This window comes from Ralstonia soli (assembly GCF_023955655.1).
GTDB lineage: Bacteria > Pseudomonadota > Gammaproteobacteria > Burkholderiales > Burkholderiaceae > Ralstonia > Ralstonia soli.
Genome location: NZ_JAMXHT010000004.1, coordinates 602,381 through 625,697 on the forward strand (window position 1 = coordinate 602,381; position 23,317 = coordinate 625,697).

The following is a 23,317-nucleotide window of genomic DNA, read 5'->3' on the forward strand; positions in this document are numbered from 1 at the left end:
CCCCGTTTCCCTCAGTTGCTTGCAGAACACGGCATCGTGATTCGATACGTGCACGGCTACAAGCAGGACTCATGCAAACGGGGCAGCGCGCAAAATATCCGCCTGATAGAAAGAGGGAAAGCGATCTAAGTGGAGACTTGCAGCGTCTGGAGCAATCCCAGAAGGCAGAACAGCGCTGGAAAAGCCCATGCGTTCGAGCTGAAAAAGTTGGTCCACCAGAATTTCGCCGATCGCACGCACGTCTGCCTCGAATCGCAGCCTTCGCCGTATCAGGTACGCCTGACTAAGCGCGCGGCCGTCCGTGAACTGCGGAAAATGCAATTCGACGCAACGCGCTGCGCTGATCAACGCCTGCACCTCCATCGGGTCGACATCATTGGCCAGGGTGACGATGCCATCCCTGGCTTCGCCGAGATGTTGCTCCTCTGTCAGCAGCTTGATCCGATTCATCCGATCGCCTCCGCAGTGCCTCGCACTCGATTCGCCGCAGCCTTGAACGGTTCTAAGCCGACACGCTGCAACGTTTCGTTCAAGCGCTCCACGCGTACCTGTTTAGCGGTGCGCAGGCCTACATAGGTTTCGAGAATCGCCTCGACAACATCTGGCACTTCGTCTGCGCTAAACGCGGGACCGATCACCTTCCCTGCTCGCGCCGGACCGCTTGCAGCAGAACCATCGGAGCCGCCCAAGGTGACCTGGTACCACTCCTTGCCGTCCTTATCGACGCCGAGGATTCCGATGTGCCCGCTATGGTGATGCCCGCATGAGTTGATGCAACCACTGATATGCAGGTCGATCTCGCCAAGGTCGTTCAACTCGTCCAAGTCCTGATATCGATCCGCAATCGCTTTTGCGACAGATAGTGAGCGTGCATTTGCCAAGGAGCAAAAATCTCCGCCCGGGCATGCAATCATGTCGGTCAGCAGCTTCACGTTTGCACTCGCGAGCCCCGCCCGGGTTGCCGCCTTCCACAACGCTTCAAGGTCACAGACGCGCACCCATGGCAGTGCAATGTTCTGCGCATGGGTAATCCGGGCTTCCCCACATGAGAATCGATCGATCAGCTCGGCCACATGTTCCAGTTGCTCCGCTGAAGCGTCTCCGGGAGCCTGGAGCGAACGCTTGAACGATAGCGTCACGATCCTGAACGCAGGATCCTTGTGGCTTGCAACGTTCCGTTCCAGCCAGCGTGCAAACGCAATGTTGTTGCGCGCCGCCGCGTTGAGCGCAGCGATGGTGCCGGAAAGCTTGGCCGCCTCTGAGGCCGGCGTCGCGGGGGCAACGAAGTACGCGCTGACGCGATCGAACTCCGCTTGTGGGATCGTATGGGGACCGCCATCGATCTCAACGATCTGTCTGAACTCCTCCTCGACTTCGTCAAGGTAACGCTGCCCCTCGGCCTTGACCAGAATCTTGATCCGGGCCTTGTATTTGTTGTCCCGGCGACCGAAGCGGTTGTAGACACGTACAACCGCTTCCAGATAATTCATGATGTGCTGCCACGGTAGGAATTCCCGGAATACCGTCCCGATCGTCGGTGTACGGCCCATGCCTCCGCCGACGATGACCCGGAAACCCACCTCGCCCCCGTCGCTCTTGCACAGCTGCAGGCCAACGTCATGCCAAGCCGTGGCGGCACGGTCATCGCTCGCCCCGCTTATTGCGATCTTGAACTTGCGGGGCAGGAAAGAGAACTCTGGATGCAACGTCGTCCATTGCCGCATGATTTCGGCAAACGGACGCGGATCGACTATCTCGTCGGGAGCGACCCCGGCACGTTCATCGCACGAGATGTTGCGAATGCAGTTGCCACTGGTCTGGATGCCGTGCATGTTTTCCGTTGCCAGCAGATCCATCACGTCCGCCGCCTTAGACAAGGGAATCCAGTTGAACTGGATGTTCGTGCGCGTGGTGAAATGTGCGTTCTGGGTCGGCAGTTGAGTTGTACCAAGCTTGCGCTGAGCATCAAGGGCGGCATCAAGAACCTCTGGCTCAGGCTTATCGAAATCGCGTGCGATGCGCGCAATGACACGCAACTGAGCGCTTGAGATTTCGCCGTAGGGCACAGCCACGCGCAGCATCGGCGCATGCCGCTGAACATACCAACCATTCTGAAGGCGCAACGGGCGGAACGCATCTTCGGTCAATTCGCCACGCTGCCACCGCTCGATCTGGTCTCGGAACTGCGCCGCACGGCTACGCAGGAACGCTTTATCAAACTCGTTGTATTCGTACATGGTGGCCGCCATACGGTTTGCGCTTGCCTGGATGGCAAACGCACGGGAAGAATGCGAGAGACGAGGGGCTTGTATCCTTCATCAGCGCGGACTGTGTCGACGCTTATCTCGTCGCCTGATCGCTATGCAGGCACCGGCTCACAGCGCATCAGTCTTTGGCGCGGGCCCGCTCGACTGACATGTCGGTTGGCATCATGTTGAGGTTGGCATTGCGCATTACCCACAGCGATCCGGCCACCACGATCGCGATCACCAGCGCCGTGCAGATGAAGATGCCTGCGTTGCCACGCTGGCCCGTACCGAAGCCCAGGTGCAGGAAATACACGAGCTGCACCAGCAGTTGCGCCACGCACAGCCCGACGATCACCGCCATGGTTGCAGCCGACGACAGCGCACCACTCATGACAATGCCGAATGCCGCAGCAGTCATGGCAACGGATAGCAACAGCCCTTTGCTATAGCTGCGCACGGAACCGTGCTCCGTACCGCCGGCGTAATGTTGCGCGTGCTGCGCGCTTTGGCCTGTGTGGCCAACATTCAGTTCAGAGGCGTTCATGCGAACTCCCGCAAGTAGACGAAGGTGAACACGCAAATCCAGACCAGATCCAGGAAGTGCCAGAACAGGCTCAGGCATGCCAAGCGGCGGCGTGTCACTCCGTCAAGGCCGAACTTATGCACCTGGTGGATCATCACCAGAATCCACAGCAGCCCGAATGACACGTGCAGGCCGTGCGTGCCCACCAGCGTGAAAAACGCCGACAGATAAGCGCTCCTGCCGGGGCCGGCGCCCTCGTGCAGCAGGTGCCCAAACTCGTACAGCTCCATAGCGATAAAAGCCGCACCCAGAGCAAACGTCACCAGAAGCCACCCGATCAGGCGGCGGTTGGCCGATTCACGCTGGTCGAGCATCGCCATGCCGAAGGTGTAGCTGCTCACAAGCAGCAGCATGGTCTCGCTAAAGACGAACGGAAGCTCGAACAGCTGGCGGCCACCGGGGCCACCGGCGGTGTTGTCCGACAGTACGCCGAAGGTGGCGAAGAGCACCGCGAAGATCAGGCAGTCACTCATCAGGTACAGCCAGAAACCCAACGTGGTGTTGGTACTAGCATCGTGATGGGCGTGGTTGTGCGCGTGGTCATGCGCGCCGGCAGCGGCGTGCCCGGCCGCGCCAAGGTTGGGGGCTAGCGAAGCAGTCATGGTCAGGCAGCGTTTTTCAGTTGGACGTAGCGGGCGCGCTCGATGCGCTCAACCTCAGCGGCCAGTACGTAGTAATCGGTGTTGCGGTCGTAGCTGCGCAGGATGAAAGTTGCGATGGCCCCGGCCAAGCCCGCCACGGCAATCGCCCACATGTGCCAGATCACGGCAAAGCACAGCAGCAGGCCGAAGCACGAGACCACGAAGCCAGCACCCGTGTTGCGCGGCATATGGATGTCTTCGTAGCGTGCCGGTTGCAGCCCGGCGCGGCCGTTTTCCTTGTCCTCCCAGTGCTGTTCTAGCGAGGTGATGTGCGGCACCAGTGCAAAGTTGTAGAACGGCGCAGGCGAGGCGGTAGACCACTCCAGGCTGCGGCCGTCCCACGGGTCGCCGGTGAGATCCCGGTTCTGATGGCGGTCTCGGATGCTCACCCAGAACTGCACCAGCATGGCCAGGATGCCCATAGCGATCACGCACGCGCCCAGCAGCGCCACCACCAGATACGGATGCCAATCGACATTGGCGTAATGGTTCATCCGGCGCGTCATGCCCTTGAAGCCGAGCACATAGAGCGGCATGAAGGCCAGGAAGAAGCCCACCAGCCAGCACCAGAAAGAGATTTTTCCCCAGCGCTCATTGAGCGTAAAACCGAACACCTTTGGGAACCAAAAGCTGATCGCGGCCAGGCAGCCGAACAACACGCCGCCGATGATCACGTTATGGAAATGCGCTACCAGGAACAGGCTGTTGTGCAGCACAAAGTCGGCGCCTGGCACAGCCAGCAGCACGCCCGTCATGCCACCCACGGCGAAGGTCACCATGAAGCCAATGGTCCACAGCGTCGACGAGTGGTAGCGGATTCGGCCGCGATACATCGTGAACAGCCAGTTGAACAGCTTCACCCCAGTGGGGATCGAGATGATCGACGTCATGATGCCGAAGAAGGCGTTGACGTTGGCGCCCGAGCCCATCGTGAAGAAGTGATGCAACCACACGAAGAACGACAGCACACCAATCGATGAGGTGGCGTACACCATCGACTTGTAGCCGAACAATGGCTTGCGCGAGAAGGTCGCGATGATCTCGGAAAACGCACCGAAAGCTGGCAGGATCAGTACGTAAACCTCAGGGTGGCCCCAGACCCAGATCAGGTTCACATACATCATGGCGTTGCCACCCAGCTCATTGGTGAAGAAGTGCATGCCAAGCATGCGGTCGGCCGTCAGCAGCGCAAGCGTTGCAGTCAGCACCGGGAAAATCGCCACAATGAGGATATTGGTGATCAGTGCCGTCCAGGTGAACACCGGCATCTTCATCAGGTTCATGCCCGGCGCACGCATGCGCAGGATCGTGACAATAAAGTTGATGCCGGTAAGCGTGGTTCCGAGCCCCGATATCTGCAATGACCAGATGTAGTAGTCGACCCCGGGTGTTGGGCTGTAACCCAACTCCGACAACGGCGGATATGCCACCCATCCGGTCGCCGCAAAGTCGCCAACAAACATCGACAGCATCACCAGCACTGCCCCCATGGCGGACAGCCAGAAGCTGAGCGAGTTGACGAACGGGAATGCTACGTCGCGCGCGCCAATCTGCAGGGGCACGATCACGTTCATCAACCCCAGCACCAGCGGCGTGGCGACAAAGAAAATCATGATCACGCCATGCGCGGTGAAGATCTGGTCGTAGTGATGTGGTGGCAGATAGCCGGCGGCGTCGCCGTAGGCAATGGCCTGCTGTGCCCGCATCATGATGGCGTCGGCAAAGCCGCGCAGCAGCATGACCAGTGCCATGATGATGTACATCACGCCGATCTTCTTGTGGTCGACCGAGCAGATCCACTCGGTCCACAAGTACTTCCACTTGCCGAAATAGGTCAGGGCCGCCACAAGGGCCGCGCCACCGAGCAATACGACAGCCAGCACGCCCATGATGATGGGCTCGTGCAACGGGATCGCTTCAAGATTGAGTTTTCCGAGCATGGCTTATTGCTCCGTGCGTGCGGTGGATACGGCCTGGGCGGGCTTTGCGGCCAGCAGGACTTCGGGCCCATCGGTGCGGCAGATCTGGTCGCTGGCCAGCATGTACTTGTCGACCACGCCATCAAACAGGCGCGGCGCCACGGCCGCATACAGCGTGACCGGGTCCTTGCTGCTGGGTTGCTCGAGCGTGCGATACGCCTTCCGGTCCAGCACATGGCCGGAGGCCTTGGCTTGGCGCACCCACGCATCGAACTCCGCGCGCGGCGTCGCGATGGTCTTGAAATGCATATCCGAGAAACCTGCACCGCTATAGGCGGCTGATTGCCCCAGATAGACACCCGGGTGATCGGCGATCAGATGCAAGCGCGTACGCATGCCCGCCATTGTGTAGACCATGCTGCCCAGCTGCGGAACAAAGAACGCGTTCATCATCGACTCCGAGGTCAGTCGGAAGTTGATGGGCGTGCCGGCCGGGATGGCTAGCTCGTTGAGCGAGGCCACGCCGTACTGCGGATAGATGAACAGCCATTTCCAGTTCAGGGCGATGACGTCCACCTCCACCGGCTCGACTTGCGAGGCCAGCGGCTGGTACGGATCGAGTTTGTGCGTGGTATCCCAGATCAGGACACCCAGACAGGCCACGATCAGGCACGGAATGCCCCACACCACGATTTCGATGGCCGTGGAGTGCGACCACTTGGGTGCGTAGGTCGCTTGCGTGTTGGATTCGCGGTACCGCCAGGCGAACCACAGCGTGAGCATGATGACCGGAATCACGACCAGCAGCATTACGCCCAAGGAAACGAGGATCAGCGTTTTTTCCTGCTCCCCAACGCTGCCCTTGGGGGACAGCAGCTCAAGCGTGCAGCCGCTCATCATCGTGCTGGCCAACATGCAAAGCGCTGCTGTTGCGCCCCGGCACCACGATCTGGATGCCCGTCTTTGGACCCGCGTGCGACTTCGGGGCTCAGTTGCACGCCAAGCGGTTGGTTTGTTCATCTTGAGAGACCTGAGTTGTTGTTCGTTATCAGGTCCCTACTTGGATGCTTCATCTAGGCGCAGCCACAGCGCTTCCGCTTATTCGCGGCTGGCGCTTTGCTCTACGCGGACACCGCGATGTATGGATTCCTTCAACGATGTCTGGCATGCTAGACGAATACAAAACCCATACAAGAAAGTAATTTTCCGGAATTAGATCCATGCAAGATGCAATCGAGCCGGTGGGGCCCCAATGGATGCTGAAGATCACACCAGGACGCGGTACGCGATACCAGCAGATCGTCGACTACATTGAGCAAGCCATTGGAGAGGGTCGATTGCGGCCCGGCGATCGCGTCCCGCCACAGCGACATCTTGCAAAGGCGCTGGGGGTCGATCTGACGACCGTGACCAGGGCCTATGCAGAGGCGAAGCGTCGCAATCTTCTCGACGCAAAAGGCGCCCTTGGTACATTCATCGCCGCACCCCGGGCGCAACTCGCCGCCGTCGTCGACATGAGCATGAATGTTCCGCCGCCGCCGGGAAATCTCGATTTCGCTGATTTGCTGCGCCGGGGCCTATCGCAGGTCTTGCTGCGTAGCGACCCACACCTGCTCATGACATACCAGCTGGGCGGCGGAAGCGCAGCGGACCGTGCGGCCGGCGCGCAGTGGCTTGGTCCAATGATGGGTGCGGTTGGTACCTCCAGACTGGTGGTCTGTCCTGGCGCGCAGGCAGCGCTTGCCGCGCTCATCCTAAATTTGACAAACCTGGGGGACTCGATCGCGGCAGAATCGCTTTCGTATCCCGGCCTGCGCTCGGCAGCCCAGCAACTCGATCGCAAGGTCATGGCAATCCAGTCCGATGACGCAGGGATGCTGCCAGATCAGCTGGATGCGGCTTGCGCCGGCGGCGTCCGGTTGATCTATCTGAACCCGACGATGCAGAACCCGACAACGCGAACGATGCCGATCTCGCGCCGGGAAGATCTTGCTCGCGTCGCGGCAAAGTACAACGCACGGATTGTCGAAGACGACCCCTATTGGCTCTTGTCCACCGACGCGCCCTCCCCCATTGCCTGCGTTGCTCCCGAGCTCACCTACTACATTTCGACGCTGTCGAAAACGCTGAGCCCGGGATTACGCACCGCCTATGTTCTCCTGCCAGACCGCACCGACCACGACGACGGGTTTCTTGCCGCGCTACGTTCGTTCGCGCTCATGTCCATGCCGATTGCCGTCGCCCTATCGACCCAATGGATCCTCGATGGCTCAGCCCAGCAGTTGCTTGATGGCATACGCACCGAAGCCATGGCTCGCAGAGAAATCGCGAATCGATGGCTGAGCGGGATCGGGCAGCTTCCGCCCACTGGCATTCACGTGTGGCACGCGCTTCCCGAGCACTGGTCGCCGGAACAGCTCACCAAAGCGGCCCTCGCGGAAGATCTGCGCGTGACGCCGTCAGACGCCTTTTACAACGGGCCGACGCCGCCCAATGCAATACGCATTTCCCTCGGTGGCGCAAGAGAACGAGCGGAGCTCTCGCTTGCGCTCCGTAAGCTGGCCGCACTATTGGAACGCAAGCCAACTCCCCGTCAAATCGTCGTCTGACTCAGAAAGGCTGTATCGCCATATCACCTTCTGAGCACAGGGCGCCGGGAATGGGTCCGCGCAAAGCATGTCGCCGCCATAGCTCTTTGGACTGAACGCCTCCGTCCAGTAGCGACCGGAACTCCTCCGCTCAAATGCAGTTTGCGATGCGAGAGATATAGGTGTAGAAGTTCGCGCAAGTAGCATCCGGCTATCCTTTACGCTAGACGGCAAGCCGCAAAAGCACACATTGATGCTGAGCGGGAAGCCGCTTGCCCCAACGCCGGTTAACGTTAAATGTGCGAACCGCTTGGCGATCGAAATTCGGGACCGTATTCGACATGGCACTTTTTCGCTCGCTGAATACTTCCCGACCAGCGCTGCCGCATCGACACATGACGTGGCCAGTCAACTTGATACTTGGTTGCACGCGCAGCGCTTCAGCGCCAACATCAACACACCTCCGCCGGCAATGGTGTGGTGTTCGAAGACCCACGCTACAACACTGCCTGGGTGGACGAGCGCGCATTTCGTCGTAGCTATTGGACACCGGCATTGAAGCTGCTCGGTATCCGCTATCGCCGCCCGTACAACATGCGGCACACCTACGCCACGGCGATGCTGATGGCCGGAATGACGCCAGCGTTTTGCGCCAAGCAACTGGGACACAGCGTGGAAATGTTCCTGCGAACGTACGCCAAGTGGATCGATGGCGGGCAGGATGATCTGGAGATGTCACGGCTGGAATCGGCGTTTTCTTCCCCGATTCTTCCCCGAGAGACAAAAACAGGCGCCTAAGCGCCTGTTTTTTAAGGAAATTCTTTGGGGTGGCTGATGGGACTCGAACCCACGACGACAGGAATCACAATCCTGGACTCTACCAACTGAGCTACAGCCACCGTCGTCTGATCAGTCAGAGGTGACTGATCGGCGAAAACCGAGATTATACAAACATTCTTTCAGTGTGACTAGGGGGTAGCGCAAATTATGCAGCGACCGCCTCTTCCCCCGATTCTTCGCCGCGCCGCAGGTGCATCCGAGCCTCGTCGAACAGCGTGTGGGCATCGGCCAGTGTCTTGACCTGGGCGAGCGCTTTGGAATCCGACAGCACGCGCCGCCACCCGCGCGCGCCCGCCACGCCGCGGTACAGCCCGAGCATGTGGCGCACCGCCGCGCCGGCGTAACCGCCCCGCTCTACCCAGCGGCCAACGTAGGCGATCATCGCGTCTTCCACCTCGGCACGCGTCGGAGCCTCGGTGTTCACGCCGTAATACCGCGCATCGAACGTCGCCATCAGGTGTGGATGGTGATACGCCTCGCGGCCGATCATCACGCCGTCGATGTGCGCCAGATGCGTGTCGATCTGCTCCAGCGTCTGCACGCCGCCGTTGAGCAGGATTTCCAGATGCGGAAAATCGCGCTTGAGCTGGTAGACGACTTCGTAGCGCAGCGGCGGAATTTCGCGGTTTTCCTTCGGGCTCAAGCCCTTCAGGATGGCGTTGCGCGCGTGGACGATAAACGTTTCGCAGCCCGCCTCGGCGATGGTGCCGACGAAATCGCGCACGAAGTCATACGTCTCGATGGCGTCGATGCCGATGCGGTGCTTGACCGTAACCGGGATCGACACCGCATCGCGCATCGCCTTGACGCCCTGCGCGACGAGCTTGGGCTCGGCCATCAGGCATGCGCCGAACGCGCCGCGCTGCACGCGCTCAGACGGGCAGCCGCAGTTGAGGTTGATCTCCTTGTAGCCCCATTGCTGGCCGAGGCGCGCGGCCTGGGCCAGATCGTCGGGCTCGCTGCCGCCCAGCTGCAGCGCCACGGGGTGCTCGACCTCGTCGAAATCGAGGTGGCGCGGCACGTCGCCGTGCAGCAGCGCGCCGGTGGTCACCATTTCCGTGTAGAGCCAGGTGTGGTGTGAGATCTGGCGGTGGAAATAGCGGCAGTGGCGGTCCGTCCAGTCCATCATCGGCGCTACACTGAGACGACGAGGGCTTGTAGCAGCGGTTTTTCCTTGTGTATCAACGGTTTCGTGGCTCACGGCTTGGACGTACTTTTACTGAAATTTACGTTAAACTACCCTCGTCTGCGCTACCAGTGCTACGGATTTGCTACGAGGGGGAGTGCGATCATGGCATCCATCATCAAGGTCGGCGACAAGTGGCGCGCCCAAATCCGGCGCAAAGGCCACGCGGCAATCACCCGGACCTTCACGAAGAAGACGCTCGCGGAAAAGTGGGCCCACCAAGTGGAGGCCGACCTGGAGGCTGGCGAGTTCTCCGACGGGCGGCGCCTCAACGACATCACCGTCCGAAAGCTCATCGAGCAGTACGAGGAAGAGATCGGCAAGCACCGCCCGATCGGGAGAAGCAAAGCCGGAGCACTGGACATGCTCAAGCGCCACCTCGGCACCACGTCCCTCGCGCAACTGAATGAAGCCGCAGTCATAGATTATGCCAAGCGGCGGAGCGCAATGGGCGCCGGCGGAGTCACCGTGGCGATGGAGTTCACATATCTCGACGGCGTGCTGGAGATGGCCCGGAGCCTCTGGAAACTCCCGTTGCGGGAAAGTCCAGTGAAGGCAGCGCGGAAAAACCTGCGCTTCCTTGGCTTGATCGGCAAGTCCCGGCGCCGGGATCGCCGCCCTACCCCTGACGAGGTCGACGCCATCTGCAACTGGTTCGACGACAAAGCCCGTCAGCGGGTGCCGATGTCAGACATCATCCGCTTCGCTATCGCCTCGGCGATGCGCGCTGGCGAGATCACCCGCATCCGTTGGGCTGACATCGACGAGACGGATCGCACCGTAGTCATCCGCGACCGCAAAGACCCGTCCGAGAAGATCGGCAACCACCAGACGGTGCCTCTGCTCGGTGACGCATGGGACATCGTTCAGCGCCAGCCGCGCGGGAGCGACTGCATCTTCCCCTACAAAGAAGCAACATTCTCTTCACTGTTCCCGCGCGCCTGCGCAGCCCTCGGCATCGAAGACCTACGATTCCACGACCTCCGCCACGAGGGCGTGTCACGATTGTTCGAGGCAGGTTACCGAATCGAACAGGTGGCTATCGTGAGCGGGCACCGCGACTGGAAGCAACTTCAGCGCTATACACAGTTGCGCGCACGCGACCTCCACGCGATGTTCCCGGGCGCGACCGCCGATGAATGTCCGTTACCGAGTGCCTGACTCCGGCCAGCCGCGCGCGTCGACTGTCGACTCCCAAAAAGTTCGAGACGCGCGAGCGATCTGGTGCCACCTGGCACAGGTACGCCGTGTTGCCGACGTAGCCGCCGAACGAGTTCTTCGCGTTGATGACGACCTCGAAGATGGCGCCCTAGTATTGCTCTAGGGTGATCGGCCTGTTGACGCTGCTGATCTTCACGCTGTCCGGTTCTTTGAAGTGATGCGGTGCGTCGGCGGCGCAGATCGCCCCCGGCGCCGGCTTCGGAGTCGCCGCCTGCACTGCCGCGGCGAGTGCCTCACAACCGTGCCACCGCAAGACCAAGCTCACTCCGGACGCCAAGATTGCAAACGCGACCATCAAACCTGCAATTTTTCGCATGTTCGAGGGGCAGCCAGAGATATGGAGCGAATCCACTAGCGAACTAGCGCAATTGACTGTGCTGAGTATGAAATTGCCGTGCTCTGATCGCTCCCCATCTCGCAGGGCGCCCTGGATGATGGTTTCGAGATCGGGAAACATCGGCCGCTATTCACTGCTTGGCCTTCTCTTGTCGGCCATGAAGCGTCATTCGGGTTCTTCGTCCCGGGGTCCATGTAGCGCCCTCTCTACACGAACTAACCATCATTGGTTTCGTCCAGCGCGCTTCTGCAGGCACCACCGTTAGCCCCGCTCCCGGCTCCGCCGCCCCGCAAAACTCGAGCAGTGCAGCAGCCAGCAACAACGACCGATCCGGCAGGTCGAAAGGCGCTGCAAGAGTGCGCTGAAGGACAGCCAGAACGTCTCGCGCTTCCAGTGCCGGGCCGATCCCGCAGCCGACGGGCGCAGAACGGGAATAGCAGCTCCGATTCTGAACGAAGATCGGATTGCGATCGGCAGCTTGAGCTATGTCGTCGCTCATTCCACTGAGGAGCGAGTGGTTTCGAGGCTCGCTAGCCTAGTCGCTGCTGGCGCGCGGGAAATCGAGGCAACGCTCGTCAATGGTGGGATACCCGTTGCGACACAATCAAGCGTACACAGCGCATAGCTCAGCATTGCACACCGGTTTGGTCGCTTTGTGAAGCTAACCGCCAGATGTGTAGCCCAAGCTATGGCTTTGGCCAACCTGCTCCACAAGCGCAGTGATGCCACGCGCTTGGCGCAGGGATTTGGCAAGCGTTTGAAGCCGGTAGCCTTGCATGAATGTGATTGCGTCGGCCACAGAAGGCCGCCACTTGGATTGCATCAGAGCCGACAATTTCGCTTGCGGGGCGTGTTAGTGCTTTGCCGCTGGCCAAATGCTTGCGAGTGGTGGCTGCGCAAAAGCCATGCGCCCCTCCAACGCGTTGAATCGATACGCAGACGGGTACACCCGACGTTACACGCGCCGCTCAGCAAAAAAAAACGCCTGCCCCAAAGTCGAGAGAGAACGGAGGTAACAGGGAGGCAGGCGCGAGCCAAAATTTTCCGCTGCTTACACAGCGTTCAAAAGCGGGTTGGAATCAATGGCGATGTGGCGCGCACACAGCCTTGCCAGTTGGCATCACTCGGGCACCAATTGTCGAGGCTGCACTTGCTCATGTGGGGTACTGGCCGCATTGCTAGGCTGGATCCTGAACCAGATGGAATACATGGCGGGCAGGAACACCAGGGTGAGGATCGTTCCGGCAAACGTGCCGCCGATGAGCGTGTAGGCGAGCGCGCCCCAGAACACCGAATGCGTCAGCGGGATGAAGGCCAGGATGGCGGCCAGCGCCGTGAGGACCACCGGCCGCGCCCGCTGGACCGTGGCCTCCACCACCGCCCGGAACGGGCCCAGCCCCTCGTCCTTGTTGTGCTGGATCTGCCCGATCAGGATGAGCGTGTTGCGCATCAGGATGCCCGACAACGCAATCAACCCCACCAGCGCATTGATGCCAAACGGCTGCCCGAAGAGGATCAGCGTGGGCACCACGCCAATCAATCCGAGCGGGCTGGTCAGGAACACCATGACCATCGCCGGAATCGACCGCACCTGGAAGATGAGGATCACCAGCGTGATGGCCAGCATGATCGGGAACAGCGGCAGCATGGCCTTGGTCGCCTTGCCAGATTCTTCGATGGAGCCCGCTTGCTCAATGCGGTATCCGGCGGGTAGCTTCTCGATGATGGGTTGAAGCTGCTTGGCGATTGCGGTCGACACATCGGGCGGCTGCAGGCCATCGGCGATATCGCCGCGCACCGTGATGGTGGGCATGCGATCGCGTCGGCGGATGATTGGCTCTTCCATGCGCACATCGATCTTGCCAACCTGCGAAAGCGGAATGCGTTGTCCATTGGCGCCGGCCAACGTGAAATCGCCGATCTTGCCCGGGTCAAGGCGGACGTCACCCGCTGAACGCGCGGTCACCTGTACGGTGCGAATGTCTTCGCGCACGGCGGTCACCGGAACGCCGTTGAGCAGGAACTGCAGTTGCTGCGCGACGGCGCTGGAGGTCAGGCCAACGGCTTGCAAGCGGTCCTGCTGCAAGGTGAAGTGCAGCGTGGGTACGCGTGTGCCCCAGTCAGTATTGACAGTGCGCATCATCGGGCTGGCGTCCATGACTTGCCGGACATCGGCAGCGATACGGCGCAGGGTCTCCGCGTCCGGGCCGGATACACGGAAAGCTACCGGGAACGGCGAGTACGGCCCGAACACTAGCTGTGTAACACGCACGCGCGCCTCCGGGGCAAGACCATCGGCAACGGCCTGGCGCAGGCGCTGCTTCAACGCGTCCCGCTCTTCCTGGCTGTCGGTGCGGATCACGATCTTGGCGAACGACGGGTCGGGCAACTCCGGCCCCATCGCCAGATAGAAGCGCGGTGCACCCTGGCCGATGTAGGCCGTCACGATCTTGGCTTCCTTCTGTTTGGCGAGCCAGGCTTCCAGCTTTGCGGTCGCTACGTCGGTCTGGTTGATCGACGTGCCATAGGGCATCTGCAGCTCGACCAGCACTTCGGGGCGATCCGAGATCGGGAAGAACTGCTTCTTGACCACTCCCATGCCCGCAATCGCCAAGGTGAAGAGGCCCACCACCGCACCCGCGACCAGCCATTTGCGCGCAATCACGCGCCCGAGCAACTGGCGGAAGCGGTTGTAGCGCGGCGTGTCATAAATCGCATCGTGGCCGCCTTCCACCTTCTTGAAGTCAGGCAGCATCTTCACGCCCAGGTATGGCGTGAACACCACCGCCACCACCCACGATGCAATCAGCGCAATGCCGACAATCCAGAACATGTTGCTGGTGTATTCACCCGCGGTGGATCGCGCAAAGCCATTGGGCATGAAGCCGACGGCCGTCACGAGCGTACCCGACAGCATGGGCGCCGCGGTGTGGCTCCACGCATAGGCTGAAGCCGCGACGCGGCTGTAGCCCTCTTCCATCTTCACCACCATCATTTCGATGGCGATGATGGCGTCGTCCACCAACAGGCCCAGCGCCAGAATCAAAGACCCCAGCGTGATGCGATCGAAGTTCTTGCCTGTCGCGGCCATCACCACAAACACCACGGCAAGCGTGAGCGGCACGGCCGCGGCCACCACCAGGCCCGCGCGCCAGCCCATGCTGACGAAGCTCACGAGCATCACCACCAACAGAGCGGCAAAGAACTTGAGCATGAATTCGTCGACGGCAGCGGCGATGTTGACGGCCTGATCCGTCACCTTGGTCAGGCTCAAGCCCAGCGGCATGTCCGCATTGATGGCGCCGACTTCCTTGTCGAGCGCCTTGCCCAGATCCAGCCCATTCCAGCCTTCGCGCATGACAATGCCCAGCAACAAGGCGGGCTGCCCACCATTACGCACCATGAACGTGGCCGGGTCTTCATAACCGCGCTTGACCGTGGCGATGTCCGACAGCTTCAACGTGCGGCCTTGCGATACAACCGGCGTATCCCGAATCTTCTGCAGCTCGTCGAACGCGCCGTCCAGACGGATGAACACCTGCGGCCCTTTCGTTTCCACCGAGCCGGCCGCCGTCAGCGCGTTCTGGCTATTGAGCACTGCAAACACGTCTTGCGGACTCACACCGAGCGTCGCCAGCCGGTCATGGGAAAACTCGACGTAGATGCGCTCCGACTGCTCGCCGATGATGTTGACCTTCTTCACGCCGGGCACGTGCAGCAAGCGCTGACGCAGCGTCTCAGCATCGCGCACGAGCACGCGTTGCGGCTCGCCCTGCGCCTTCAGCGCAAACAGGGCAAAGGTCACGTCCGAATATTCGTCATTGACGATCGGCCCGATCACGCCGGACGGGAGGTTCACCACCTCGTCGCTGACCTTCTTGCGCGCCTGATAGAACTCCTCCTGGACTTCCGACGGCGGCGTGGTGTCGAGCAACGTCAACGTGGTGAACGCCAGGCCCGGCCGCGTGTACGTTTCCGTACGGTCATACCAACGCAGCTCCTGCATGCGCTTTTCGATCTTCTCGGCCACCTGGTCCTGCATTTCCTGCGCGGTGGCGCCAGGCCACACGGTGACGATGTTCATCACCTTGACCGTAAACGCCGGGTCTTCAGCACGGCCCAGCTTGAAAAAGGAAATGAGACCCGCTAGCGAGATCAGGCAGATGAGGAACAGCGTGACGGCACGCTCGCGCACCGCGAGCGCCGATAGGTTGAAACGACCTTGGATCACAGACGCACCCCCGCGATGGCAGTGCTGGTGCCCTGACCCGCCACGCGGACTTGCTGTCCCTCACGCAGCAGTTGTGCGCCAAGCGCGACGATCCGGTCGCCTTGTTTGACCTGGCCGGCAACCCGAGCACCTTCGTCACCAAGACGCACGATGGTGATGGAGCGCCACGACACCTTGGCCGGGTCGCCCTGAATGACCCACACGCCGGGGCCCTTGCCGGCATCAAACACAGCACCGAGCGGCACCTGCAGATCGCCTTGCGCGGTGGCCAGCCGATCCGGAATCTGGATCGTGACGGTGGCGCCCAGCGGCGCATTGGCCAGTTCGCCATCCAGCACATAGCGCGCTTCGAAGGTGCGGGTGAGCCGATCAGCGGCGTCCGACAGTTGCCGTAGCTTGGCAGGCGTGCCGTCGCTTTCCTTGCCGAACAGCGTGGCCTGTGCAACAGAGCCGATCGTGGGCCGCAGCGTTTCCGGCAACTGGACCACCGCTTCACGGCGGCCAGCGTGGGCCAGGCGCACAACCGCCTGCCCCGCGTTGACGACTTGGCCGGGCTCGGCCAGCGTTTCCATGACCACGCCGTCGCCGTCGGCAACAAGTTCTGCGTACCGGCTGGCGTTGCGCGCGACGTCGGCCTGCGCTTCAGCGGCGTTGAGTTGCGCTTTCGCTGCGTCCGCTGCGGCCTTGACCTGGTCGTAAGCGGAGGCGGAAATCGCGCCCGTTCCGCGCAGATCGCGGTAGCGCGCTTCATCGTCTGCGGTCTGTTGCGCGCGTGCCCGGGCAGCGGTTACAGCTTCCTGCTGCGCATGGGCGGCGAGCTTCAGATCAGCCGGATCGATACGCATGAGCGGCTGCCCGCGCTTGACGGTCTGCCCGGCGTCCACCAGCCGCTCCAGCACCTTGCCGGGCACACGAAAACCGAGGTCGCTCTGCACCCGGGCAGCCACGACACCCGTGAATGACCGGGATGCCGACGCCACAGGCTGGACAAATGCGGCGCGCACCAAGGGGGCCTCGGTGCGCGGGTCAGCGGGAGCCTTTTCACCGCAAGCGATCAACGCCAGCGGCAACGCAAGGACAGCGGTAGAGGTAGCAAAGCGACGCGAAAGCATGAAAGCCCCATCAACGAGATGATCGTGGCTTTCATTCTTGTTCTTGTGACCAATTTAGTCAATGGTCACAATCAAAAAATCTCCGCGTTACGGGGAAAGGCTTCGGAGCACAAGACTGGAAAGCAGCCCCGGTGCCACCTCCGTGTAGTCAAAGCTGTACTGCAACAGCAACGGATTCATGTACGGGCGCATGACCAGGTAGATGGCGGCCGTGGCCTCGTCCAATGGCGTCTTGCGCTCGAAGTCGCCGGACTCGCGGCCTGCCTGCAGCACATCGCGCAGCAGTTGCTGGATGCGGCCCTCATAGGCGATCACCGACTGCCAGCGCTCGGTCGCTGCCGAGGCGGCGATCTCGTACAACTTACGGTCGTGGGAAAACAGCCGCAGACTGGCCTCCGTCAAGGCTTTGAACATGCGGCGCAGCTTCTCCGGAGGGGCCTCGGCCTCGGCCAGGGCGGCATTCACGTCGGCCTCGATTTCGCGCAGGCAGTTGGCGCAAATCATCTCGCCAATGGCCTGTTTGGATTCGAAGAACTTGTAGATGTAGGCCTTGGAAAAACCGATGGCCTTGGCCAGATCAGACACGGCGGTCTTCTCATAGCCGTAGCGGCTGAAGTGCTCGGTGGCGGCGGCGACGATCTGGTCTCGTATGTCATGGTCCGCCGGGCCGCGTGCGGAAACGGGGTAAGGAGTGGTTTTCATGGGCTCCAGCTTACGCCAGTCGAGATAGTTGAACAACTTGTGACCAATTTGTACTATAGTCACTAAAAATCTTGATGGACGTCGCCATGTTGCCCAAACACTCCCTTGCGGCCCTTCTTGCTGCCAGCCTGGTAACCGGGTGTGCCGTCGGCCCGGACTATGTGAAGCCCGATGCGCCGGTTCCCGATCGATTCCTGGGCCAGACGGCAGTGGAGCAGCGGCCCGCCCATGCCGCAGCGGATCTATCCGCGTGGTGGGGCGGCTTTGGAGATCCGCAACTCACGCGGTTCGTCCAACTCGCGCTGGAACAGAACCTCGACCTTGCCCAGGCTTTCGCCCGCGTCACGCAAGCGCGCGCTGGCCTGGGTGCGGCCAATGCCGCGCTGCTGCCCTCGGGCAATGTCACGGGCCAGGCCGCGCGTGCATACCAGTCCGTCGAAACGCCTTTGGGCCGCGTGTTGAATTCGAGGCCCGGTTTTGATCGCTACGGCAACGCATTTGAGGCCGACGCCAACGCAAGCTGGGAGTTGGACGTATTCGGCGGGCTACGCCGTGGCAGAGAGGCCGCACTGGCGGACTACCAAGCCTCGCAGGCGGGCGCAGTCGCCACACGGCTGGCCGTGGCCGCACAGACGGCCGACATCTACATCACTATCCGCGGCCTGCAGACACGCCTGAAAGTGGCGCACCACCAAGTCCAGACGCAGGAGGAACTGCTCTCCACCGTCAATCTCTTGTACGGCAAGGGGCTGGCGGCCGAGTTGCAGGTTCGCCAGACAGAAGGCGCACTCGCCCAGGTGCGCGCATCCATTCCGCAGCTTGAAGCGGGCCTGGATGCGGCGATGAACGCGCTGGACGTGATGCTCGGCGCGCTGCCGGGCACGCATCGGGCGGAGCTTGCGCAAGACGCGGACATTCCAGCCGCGCCGCAAATCGCCATCAGCGGATCGCCAGGCGAATTGCTGCGGCGCCGGCCTGACCTCATCGTCGCCGAGCGTCGCCTGGCAGCTTCCAACGCGCGCATCGGGGTGGCCATTGCGGAGTACTACCCGAAGTTCTCACTAGGCGGCCTGCTGGGCAGCGCGACATCAGTAGGCGCCGGCAGCCTGTTCGGCAGTGGCGCCAGCCAGTTTGCCGGCGTGCTCGGCCTGCGCTGGCGCCTGTTCGACTTCGGCCGCATCAACGCGCAGATCGATCAAGCCAAGGGGCAAGAGGCCGAAATGCTGGCCGCCTACCGGCTCGCCGTGCTGCGTGCCACGGAAGACGTGGAAGACGCCTTCTCTGCCCTCGTCAAGCGCGAGGAGCAAGCGACCGTACTCACGCAAGGCGTCGATTCGCTCAGCCGCGCGCGAAATGCCTCATTTGCCGCGTACCAAAAAGGCGTCGTCAGCCTGATCGAAGTGCTGCAAGCCGATGAAAGCCTGCTGCGCGCGTCGGACGCGCGCGCTCAAGCACAAACCGAATCGGCGCGTGCTGCCGTGGCCGCCTTCAAGGCCCTAGGCGGTGGCTGGCAGCCCGATGCGTCGACCACCGTTGCCAGCACAACCCGCTCGCTCTGAAGAGCCGATTGACCGCAGCTCCCACTCACCCACACAGAAAGAAACTGCCATGTCGAATTCCCAAGTTGTTGTGATTACCGGCGTGTCCTCGGGCATCGGCCGTGCCACCGCTGCAAAGTTTGCCCTGCGCGGATACCGCGTATTCGGCACTGTGCGCAATCTCGCACGCACGCAGCCCATCGCCGGTGTTGAACTGGTCCAGATGGATGTCCGCGATGAAGCCTCGGTTCAGCAGGGCATCGAGGCCATCATCGCGCAAGCCCAGCGCATCGATGTGCTGGTCAACAGCGCTGGCGTGAGTCTGCTCGGCGCGACTGAAGAGACGTCGATTGCCGAAGCGCAAACGCTGTTCGACACCAACGTGTTCGGCGTCTTGCGGACCACGCGTGCCGTATTGCCGCACATGCGCGCCCAACGCTCGGGGCGCATCGTCAACATCAGTTCGGTGCTCGGCTTTTTGCCGGCGCCGTATATGGGCCTGTATTCGGCATCCAAGCATGCCGTGGAGGGGATGTCCGAGACCCTCGATCACGAGGTGCGCAAGTTCGGCATCCGCGTGTCGCTTGTCGAACCTTCATTCACCAAGACCAGCCTGGATGCGAATGCGCCCCATGCGGCTGCCACGCTATCGGCTTACGACGCAGAGCGACGCGTTGTTTCCCAGTCCATTCAAAAGAGCATCCAAAAGGCACCGGACCCGGATGGCGTCGCCAGCACGATCGTCGACGCCGCGCTGGGTGCATGGAAGATGCGCCGCACGCCCAAAGGAGAAGCGTCTCTTTTGCGCAAGCTGCGCCGCTTCATGCCCGCAGGCCCCGTCGATGCCAACCTGCGTAAGGCGTTCGGACTCGCCTGACGCGCGTTACCTCTTAACGAGCCCGGTGCGCGCCATCGGAAGAGCCCATGACACACCCAGACAACTCAGCAACCACGGCCCCCGCCACGATGACTCAGGCGTTGCCCAACGCACAGCCCAACACTGCATCACCCTGACCGGTGTTCTGGATCGCCAGCGTTGCAGTGTTTCTCGTCTCGATGGACGGCACGATGCTGTTCGCAGCGTTCAGTGCCTTACGCGCCGGGTTTCCGCACGCCACCGCGGCGGATCTTTCCTGGGTGCTCAATGCCTACACCGTCGCCTATGCTGCCACGCTCATCCCCTCGGGCGGCCTGGCGGACAAGCATGGGCGCAAGAAGGTATTTCTGGCCGGTGTTGCATTGTTTCTGGCCGCGTCCGTCGCGTGTGGCCTGTCGCCGAGCGTCGGGTGGCTCGTTGCGGCGCGCGTGTTGCAAGCCATCGGCGCTGCGTTGCTCACGCCTGCATCGCTCTCACTCGTGCTGGCAGCTTTCCCCATCAGCAAGCGCGCTGTGGCGATCAGTCTATGGGGAGCGGTTGGTGCTCTAGCTGCCGCGGTGGGACCAAGCCTTGGGGCATTCGTAATCGCATCGATCGGCTGGCACTGGGCCTTCTATCTGAATGTGCCTCTGGGTCTGGCCGCCATTTCGCGCGGCGCGACGCTGCTCACCGAGACAAAGCAGCACACCACCAACCGCCCGCTTGATCTATTCGGTATGGGATTGCTGATTGTGGGGACGAGCGCTTTGGCACTGTCGATCGCGCAATCAGAATCGCCGGGGTGGTCACGCAATGAACTGTTCGGTATTGCCAGCATCGGGCTCTTGAGCATCATCGGATTTGTGGCCTGGGCTCGCGTTGCTACCGCCCCGCTGGTCGACTTGGGGGTGTTTCGCAACCCGACTTATCGGTTACGTCAACCTCGCAACATTGAGTTTCGGTACCGCGTTTTCGATGATGTTTTTTGGCTTCATTTTTCTACATGAAGTCGATCTGCATTACTCGCTGCCGCTGGCGGAGCTTGCCATCACGCCGGGGCCGTTGCTGGTGATTCTCGTGGCGACCTTGTCAGGCCGAATTGCCAGTCGACATGGCCACCGTCCATTCCCCCCGTGCAAACTTGGTCGAGCTCAGGTAGCCGAGCGAGGTAACAACCTCAATTGCCACGCACCCGCGCTAGCGAAATCGACATCAGACACTGTCAGAATCGCCCGCCGCCTGCAACTACGCGGATCTGGGCATGAAAATGCAACTTTGTTGCGACCCGTCGCCTTGGCGTTGCACAGGGCCTCATCGGCGGCACGAATGACGGCAGACATGTCTCGGTCTTGTTCTGGTGTCCATGCTGCTGCGCCGATACTGGCCGTGACACGTCCGTACTCACTGCCAGCATGCTCGATGGCAAGGTCGGAAATCGCCTTTCGGATTTTCTCTGCAATGGACGCGGCACCGTCTGGGGTGGTGTCCGGCAGTACCACGATGAATTCTTCACCGCCGTATCGTGCGGCGCTGTCTGCTGGACGGCGAATATTCACCCCGATGCATTTGACCACCGCTGCCAGTGCGTCGTCACCCGCCTGATGTCCATAGGTGTCGTTGTAGACCTTGAACCGGTCAATATCGACGAACAGCAATGAAAGCACACTGCGATTTCGCTTGGCCCGACGCCATTCCTCATCGAGGATTTCACCAAGTGCGCGGCGGTTATCCCCACAAAAGGCAGGAAGCCCTGTCCGAGTTCATCCACGATCTGCGCGTGCCGCGTCAGCAGCAGCGGCTGCGCGAGCCCCCACTGATCGAACGGAATCCGGTGCTCTTCTGGCAGATCTTGTCGGCGCTGCTGGCGCTGGCTGTGATCGTGCTGGCGGGGCTGTGGCTTGGCCAAAGGTGAGCGCTTTACAGAGGGGGTACGAAAGAGCAGCTCGCTTCCCAACGCTTGGCCCCCGTCCCGACAGCGCGTTCCAGCGTCGCACGCCTTCAGCGCGCGGAACCGTCCACCGTCCTTGCTTGGCTAGGATGAAGACCCCAGCCGGGTGTCGATGGTGCCACTCCAAAGTCATCTAGCGCCCCAAATCACCGCACCCCCCGAGAATTTCGATCGAATCGATCAAAATAGGCGCCAGGTGCATCCGCCCTCACAAATGGGGGGCCAACCGTCAGCCCCGCATTTAAGCCAATTATAAGAGAATCACACCGCTTGAGATTCGCAGGCAATCCATGGGCCGACCGTCGAGGATCAGGGTAAACATTGATCGTTTCAATCACTCTGTGAACTACAATGACTGAACCGATCGATGCAGACGCCACGCATGCGCGCCTCGGTCATCAAACAAGCTGACCCACGGGCCCATCGGCCCACCACAAAAGGATGTGCAACATGACCGCGTCGTTCAAAGGGATCGTCCCAGCTCTGATCACCCCGATGACCCCGACGGAAGATGTGGATGAAAACGGCCTGCGTGTGCTGATCGACCGGCTGATCGATGCGGGCGTGCATGGTCTTTTCGTGCTTGGCACCAACGGCGAATTCATCGCGCTCAGCGAAGAAGAGAAGTTGCGCATCGCCCGCATAACAGTCGAGCAGGCGCGGGGCCGCGTGCCAGTCTTTGCCGGCACGGGCGCCTATGCCACGCGCGATGTGATCGGGCTCAACCATAAGATGCAGGACGTGGGCGTGGACGGTGTTTCCGTGATCACGCCGTACTTCAACGGCGCCACGCAGCCGGAACTGTTTGCGCATTACGAGCAGATCGCGCGCGCCACGTCGCTACCGATCCTGCTGTACACGATTCCGGCCAAGGCCGGCGTGACACTGACCGTCGACACCGTGCGCCGGCTGGCGGACATCCCGAACATCCGCGCCATCAAGGACAGCGGCGGCGATTTCGACCGCCTGCTGCAGCTGATCAACCTGCGCCGCGACGACTTTGCCGTGTTCACCGGCACCGATTCGATGATCCTGTGGACGCTGATTGCCGGTGGCGATGGCGCTGTGGCCGCCACCACCAACGCGGTGCCGCACGTGGTGATGTCGATCTGGAATCAATTCCAGGCAGGCAACATCCCGGCTGCACGTGCCGCGCAGGAATCGTTGCGTGCGCTGCGCGATGCGTTTGCGCTCGGCACCATGCCCGTAGTGCTCAAGACCGCCGCCGAGATGCTCGGCATGCCCGCCGGCCCGGCACGTTCACCCGCCAAACCGCTCGATGCCAAGACCCGCGAACGCCTGGCTGAAACCCTTGCCATCTACCGAGCTGCGCTAAACGTAGCCTGAGCCTCGTCGCCCACGCCCA

General features: G+C 61.5%; 19 protein-coding genes, 1 tRNA gene and 3 pseudogenes. 9 read left to right on the forward strand and 14 right to left on the reverse strand.

All coding sequences use genetic code 11. From position 1 onward, the window contains the following. Positions 1 to 69: 69 nt before the first annotated feature. The 6 genes from NG900_RS13045 to cyoA all read right to left on the reverse strand — a co-directional run bounded on the left by NG900_RS13045 (position 70) and on the right by cyoA (position 6,307). Entirely contained in the window at positions 70 to 450 is a 381-nt protein-coding gene (locus NG900_RS13045; RefSeq protein ID WP_252680825.1) for a DUF934 domain-containing protein, read from the reverse strand. Continuing rightward, positions 447 to 2,237 carry a nitrite/sulfite reductase gene (locus tag NG900_RS13050; protein ID WP_252680827.1) on the reverse strand — a complete coding sequence of 597 codons (1,791 nt, stop codon included), beginning with the start codon at positions 2,235 to 2,237 and terminating at the stop codon, positions 447 to 449. The genes NG900_RS13045 and NG900_RS13050 overlap by 4 nt, the downstream gene beginning before the upstream one ends. Positions 2,238 to 2,385: 148 nt before the next feature. Then, a complete protein-coding gene (gene cyoD / locus NG900_RS13055) occupies positions 2,386 to 2,793 on the reverse strand; it encodes a cytochrome o ubiquinol oxidase subunit IV (protein ID WP_252680829.1) in 408 nt (135 codons plus the stop codon). Next, positions 2,790 to 3,434, reverse strand: coding sequence for a cytochrome o ubiquinol oxidase subunit III (gene cyoC / locus NG900_RS13060; RefSeq protein WP_252680831.1), 645 nt, complete (start codon positions 3,432 to 3,434; stop codon positions 2,790 to 2,792). Before cyoC ends, cyoD begins: the two co-directional genes overlap by 4 nt. Positions 3,435 to 3,436: 2 nt before the next feature. Continuing rightward, entirely contained in the window at positions 3,437 to 5,413 is a 1,977-nt protein-coding gene (cyoB, locus tag NG900_RS13065) for a cytochrome o ubiquinol oxidase subunit I (RefSeq protein ID WP_252680834.1), read from the reverse strand. A 3-nt stretch (positions 5,414 to 5,416) separates the two neighbouring features. Continuing rightward, on the reverse strand, positions 5,417 to 6,307 hold the full coding sequence (cyoA, locus tag NG900_RS13070) for a ubiquinol oxidase subunit II (protein WP_252680836.1): 891 nt from the start codon (positions 6,305 to 6,307) through the stop codon (positions 5,417 to 5,419). A gap of 305 nt (positions 6,308 to 6,612) precedes the next feature. Here cyoA and NG900_RS13075 point away from each other — a divergent pair, with 305 nt between their 5' ends. From NG900_RS13075 to NG900_RS13085, 3 genes are all read left to right on the forward strand, one after another. Continuing rightward, the gene (locus NG900_RS13075; protein ID WP_252680838.1) at positions 6,613 to 8,001 is read left to right on the forward strand and encodes an aminotransferase-like domain-containing protein; all 1,389 of its coding nucleotides are present in this window, start codon (positions 6,613 to 6,615) and stop codon (positions 7,999 to 8,001) included. A 184-nt stretch (positions 8,002 to 8,185) separates the two neighbouring features. Next, positions 8,186 to 8,539, forward strand: a complete 354-nt coding sequence (locus NG900_RS13080; RefSeq protein ID WP_252680948.1) for an Arm DNA-binding domain-containing protein — start codon at positions 8,186 to 8,188, stop codon at positions 8,537 to 8,539. Then, positions 8,458 to 8,778, forward strand: a complete 321-nt coding sequence (locus NG900_RS13085) for a site-specific integrase (protein ID WP_252680840.1) — start codon at positions 8,458 to 8,460, stop codon at positions 8,776 to 8,778. Before NG900_RS13080 ends, NG900_RS13085 begins: the two co-directional genes overlap by 82 nt. Positions 8,779 to 8,803: 25 nt before the next feature. Here the strand turns inward: NG900_RS13085 and NG900_RS13090 are convergent. Next, a tRNA-His gene (locus NG900_RS13090) sits at positions 8,804 to 8,879 on the reverse strand. An 86-nt stretch (positions 8,880 to 8,965) separates the two neighbouring features. Then, entirely contained in the window at positions 8,966 to 10,021 is a 1,056-nt protein-coding gene (gene dusA, locus NG900_RS13095) for a tRNA dihydrouridine(20/20a) synthase DusA (RefSeq protein WP_315862370.1), read from the reverse strand. 90 nt (positions 10,022 to 10,111) lie between these two features. Here dusA and NG900_RS13100 point away from each other — a divergent pair, with 90 nt between their 5' ends. Continuing rightward, positions 10,112 to 11,167, forward strand: coding sequence for a tyrosine-type recombinase/integrase (locus tag NG900_RS13100; protein WP_252680843.1), 1,056 nt, complete (start codon positions 10,112 to 10,114; stop codon positions 11,165 to 11,167). A 148-nt stretch (positions 11,168 to 11,315) separates the two neighbouring features. Here the strand turns inward: NG900_RS13100 and NG900_RS13105 are convergent, their stop codons facing one another. The 5 genes and pseudogenes from NG900_RS13105 to NG900_RS13125 form a co-directional block, all read right to left on the reverse strand. Then, on the reverse strand, positions 11,316 to 11,684 hold the full coding sequence (locus NG900_RS13105) for a hypothetical protein (RefSeq protein ID WP_252680845.1): 369 nt from the start codon (positions 11,682 to 11,684) through the stop codon (positions 11,316 to 11,318). A 109-nt stretch (positions 11,685 to 11,793) separates the two neighbouring features. Further along, a pseudogene (locus NG900_RS13110) lies at positions 11,794 to 11,991 on the reverse strand (thymidine phosphorylase); the annotation flags it as partial. Positions 11,992 to 12,684: 693 nt separating this feature from the next. Continuing rightward, complete coding sequence (locus NG900_RS13115) at positions 12,685 to 15,795, reverse strand: efflux RND transporter permease subunit (protein ID WP_252680847.1); 3,111 nt, start codon at positions 15,793 to 15,795, stop codon at positions 12,685 to 12,687. Continuing rightward, a complete protein-coding gene (locus tag NG900_RS13120; protein ID WP_252680849.1) occupies positions 15,792 to 16,907 on the reverse strand; it encodes an efflux RND transporter periplasmic adaptor subunit in 1,116 nt (371 codons plus the stop codon). The genes NG900_RS13115 and NG900_RS13120 overlap by 4 nt, the downstream gene beginning before the upstream one ends. Positions 16,908 to 16,994: 87 nt before the next feature. Further along, positions 16,995 to 17,609, reverse strand: coding sequence for a TetR/AcrR family transcriptional regulator (locus NG900_RS13125; RefSeq protein ID WP_252680952.1), 615 nt, complete (start codon positions 17,607 to 17,609; stop codon positions 16,995 to 16,997). Positions 17,610 to 17,695: 86 nt separating this feature from the next. Here NG900_RS13125 and NG900_RS13130 point away from each other — a divergent pair, with 86 nt between their 5' ends. From NG900_RS13130 to NG900_RS13140, 3 genes and pseudogenes are all read left to right on the forward strand, one after another. Then, complete coding sequence (locus tag NG900_RS13130; RefSeq protein WP_252680851.1) at positions 17,696 to 19,168, forward strand: efflux transporter outer membrane subunit; 1,473 nt, start codon at positions 17,696 to 17,698, stop codon at positions 19,166 to 19,168. 49 nt (positions 19,169 to 19,217) lie between these two features. After that, entirely contained in the window at positions 19,218 to 20,024 is an 807-nt protein-coding gene (locus NG900_RS13135) for an oxidoreductase (protein ID WP_252680853.1), read from the forward strand. A gap of 47 nt (positions 20,025 to 20,071) precedes the next feature. Beyond that, positions 20,072 to 21,128: pseudogene (locus NG900_RS13140) on the forward strand (MFS transporter); the annotation flags it as partial. 143 nt (positions 21,129 to 21,271) lie between these two features. On the opposite strand, the pseudogene NG900_RS13145 reads toward NG900_RS13140, so the two are convergent. Beyond that, a pseudogene (locus NG900_RS13145) lies at positions 21,272 to 21,730 on the reverse strand (diguanylate cyclase); the annotation flags it as partial. Between NG900_RS13145 and NG900_RS13150 the strand changes: the two are divergent. Both NG900_RS13150 and dapA read left to right on the forward strand, forming a co-directional pair. Next, the gene (locus tag NG900_RS13150; RefSeq protein WP_252680855.1) at positions 21,658 to 21,915 is read left to right on the forward strand and encodes a hypothetical protein; all 258 of its coding nucleotides are present in this window, start codon (positions 21,658 to 21,660) and stop codon (positions 21,913 to 21,915) included. The pseudogene NG900_RS13145 and the gene NG900_RS13150 sit on opposite strands and share 73 nt — an antisense overlap. 486 nt (positions 21,916 to 22,401) lie before the next feature. Continuing rightward, positions 22,402 to 23,298, forward strand: a complete 897-nt coding sequence (gene dapA / locus NG900_RS13155) for a 4-hydroxy-tetrahydrodipicolinate synthase (protein ID WP_252680857.1) — start codon at positions 22,402 to 22,404, stop codon at positions 23,296 to 23,298. Positions 23,299 to 23,317: the final 19 nt, after the last annotated feature.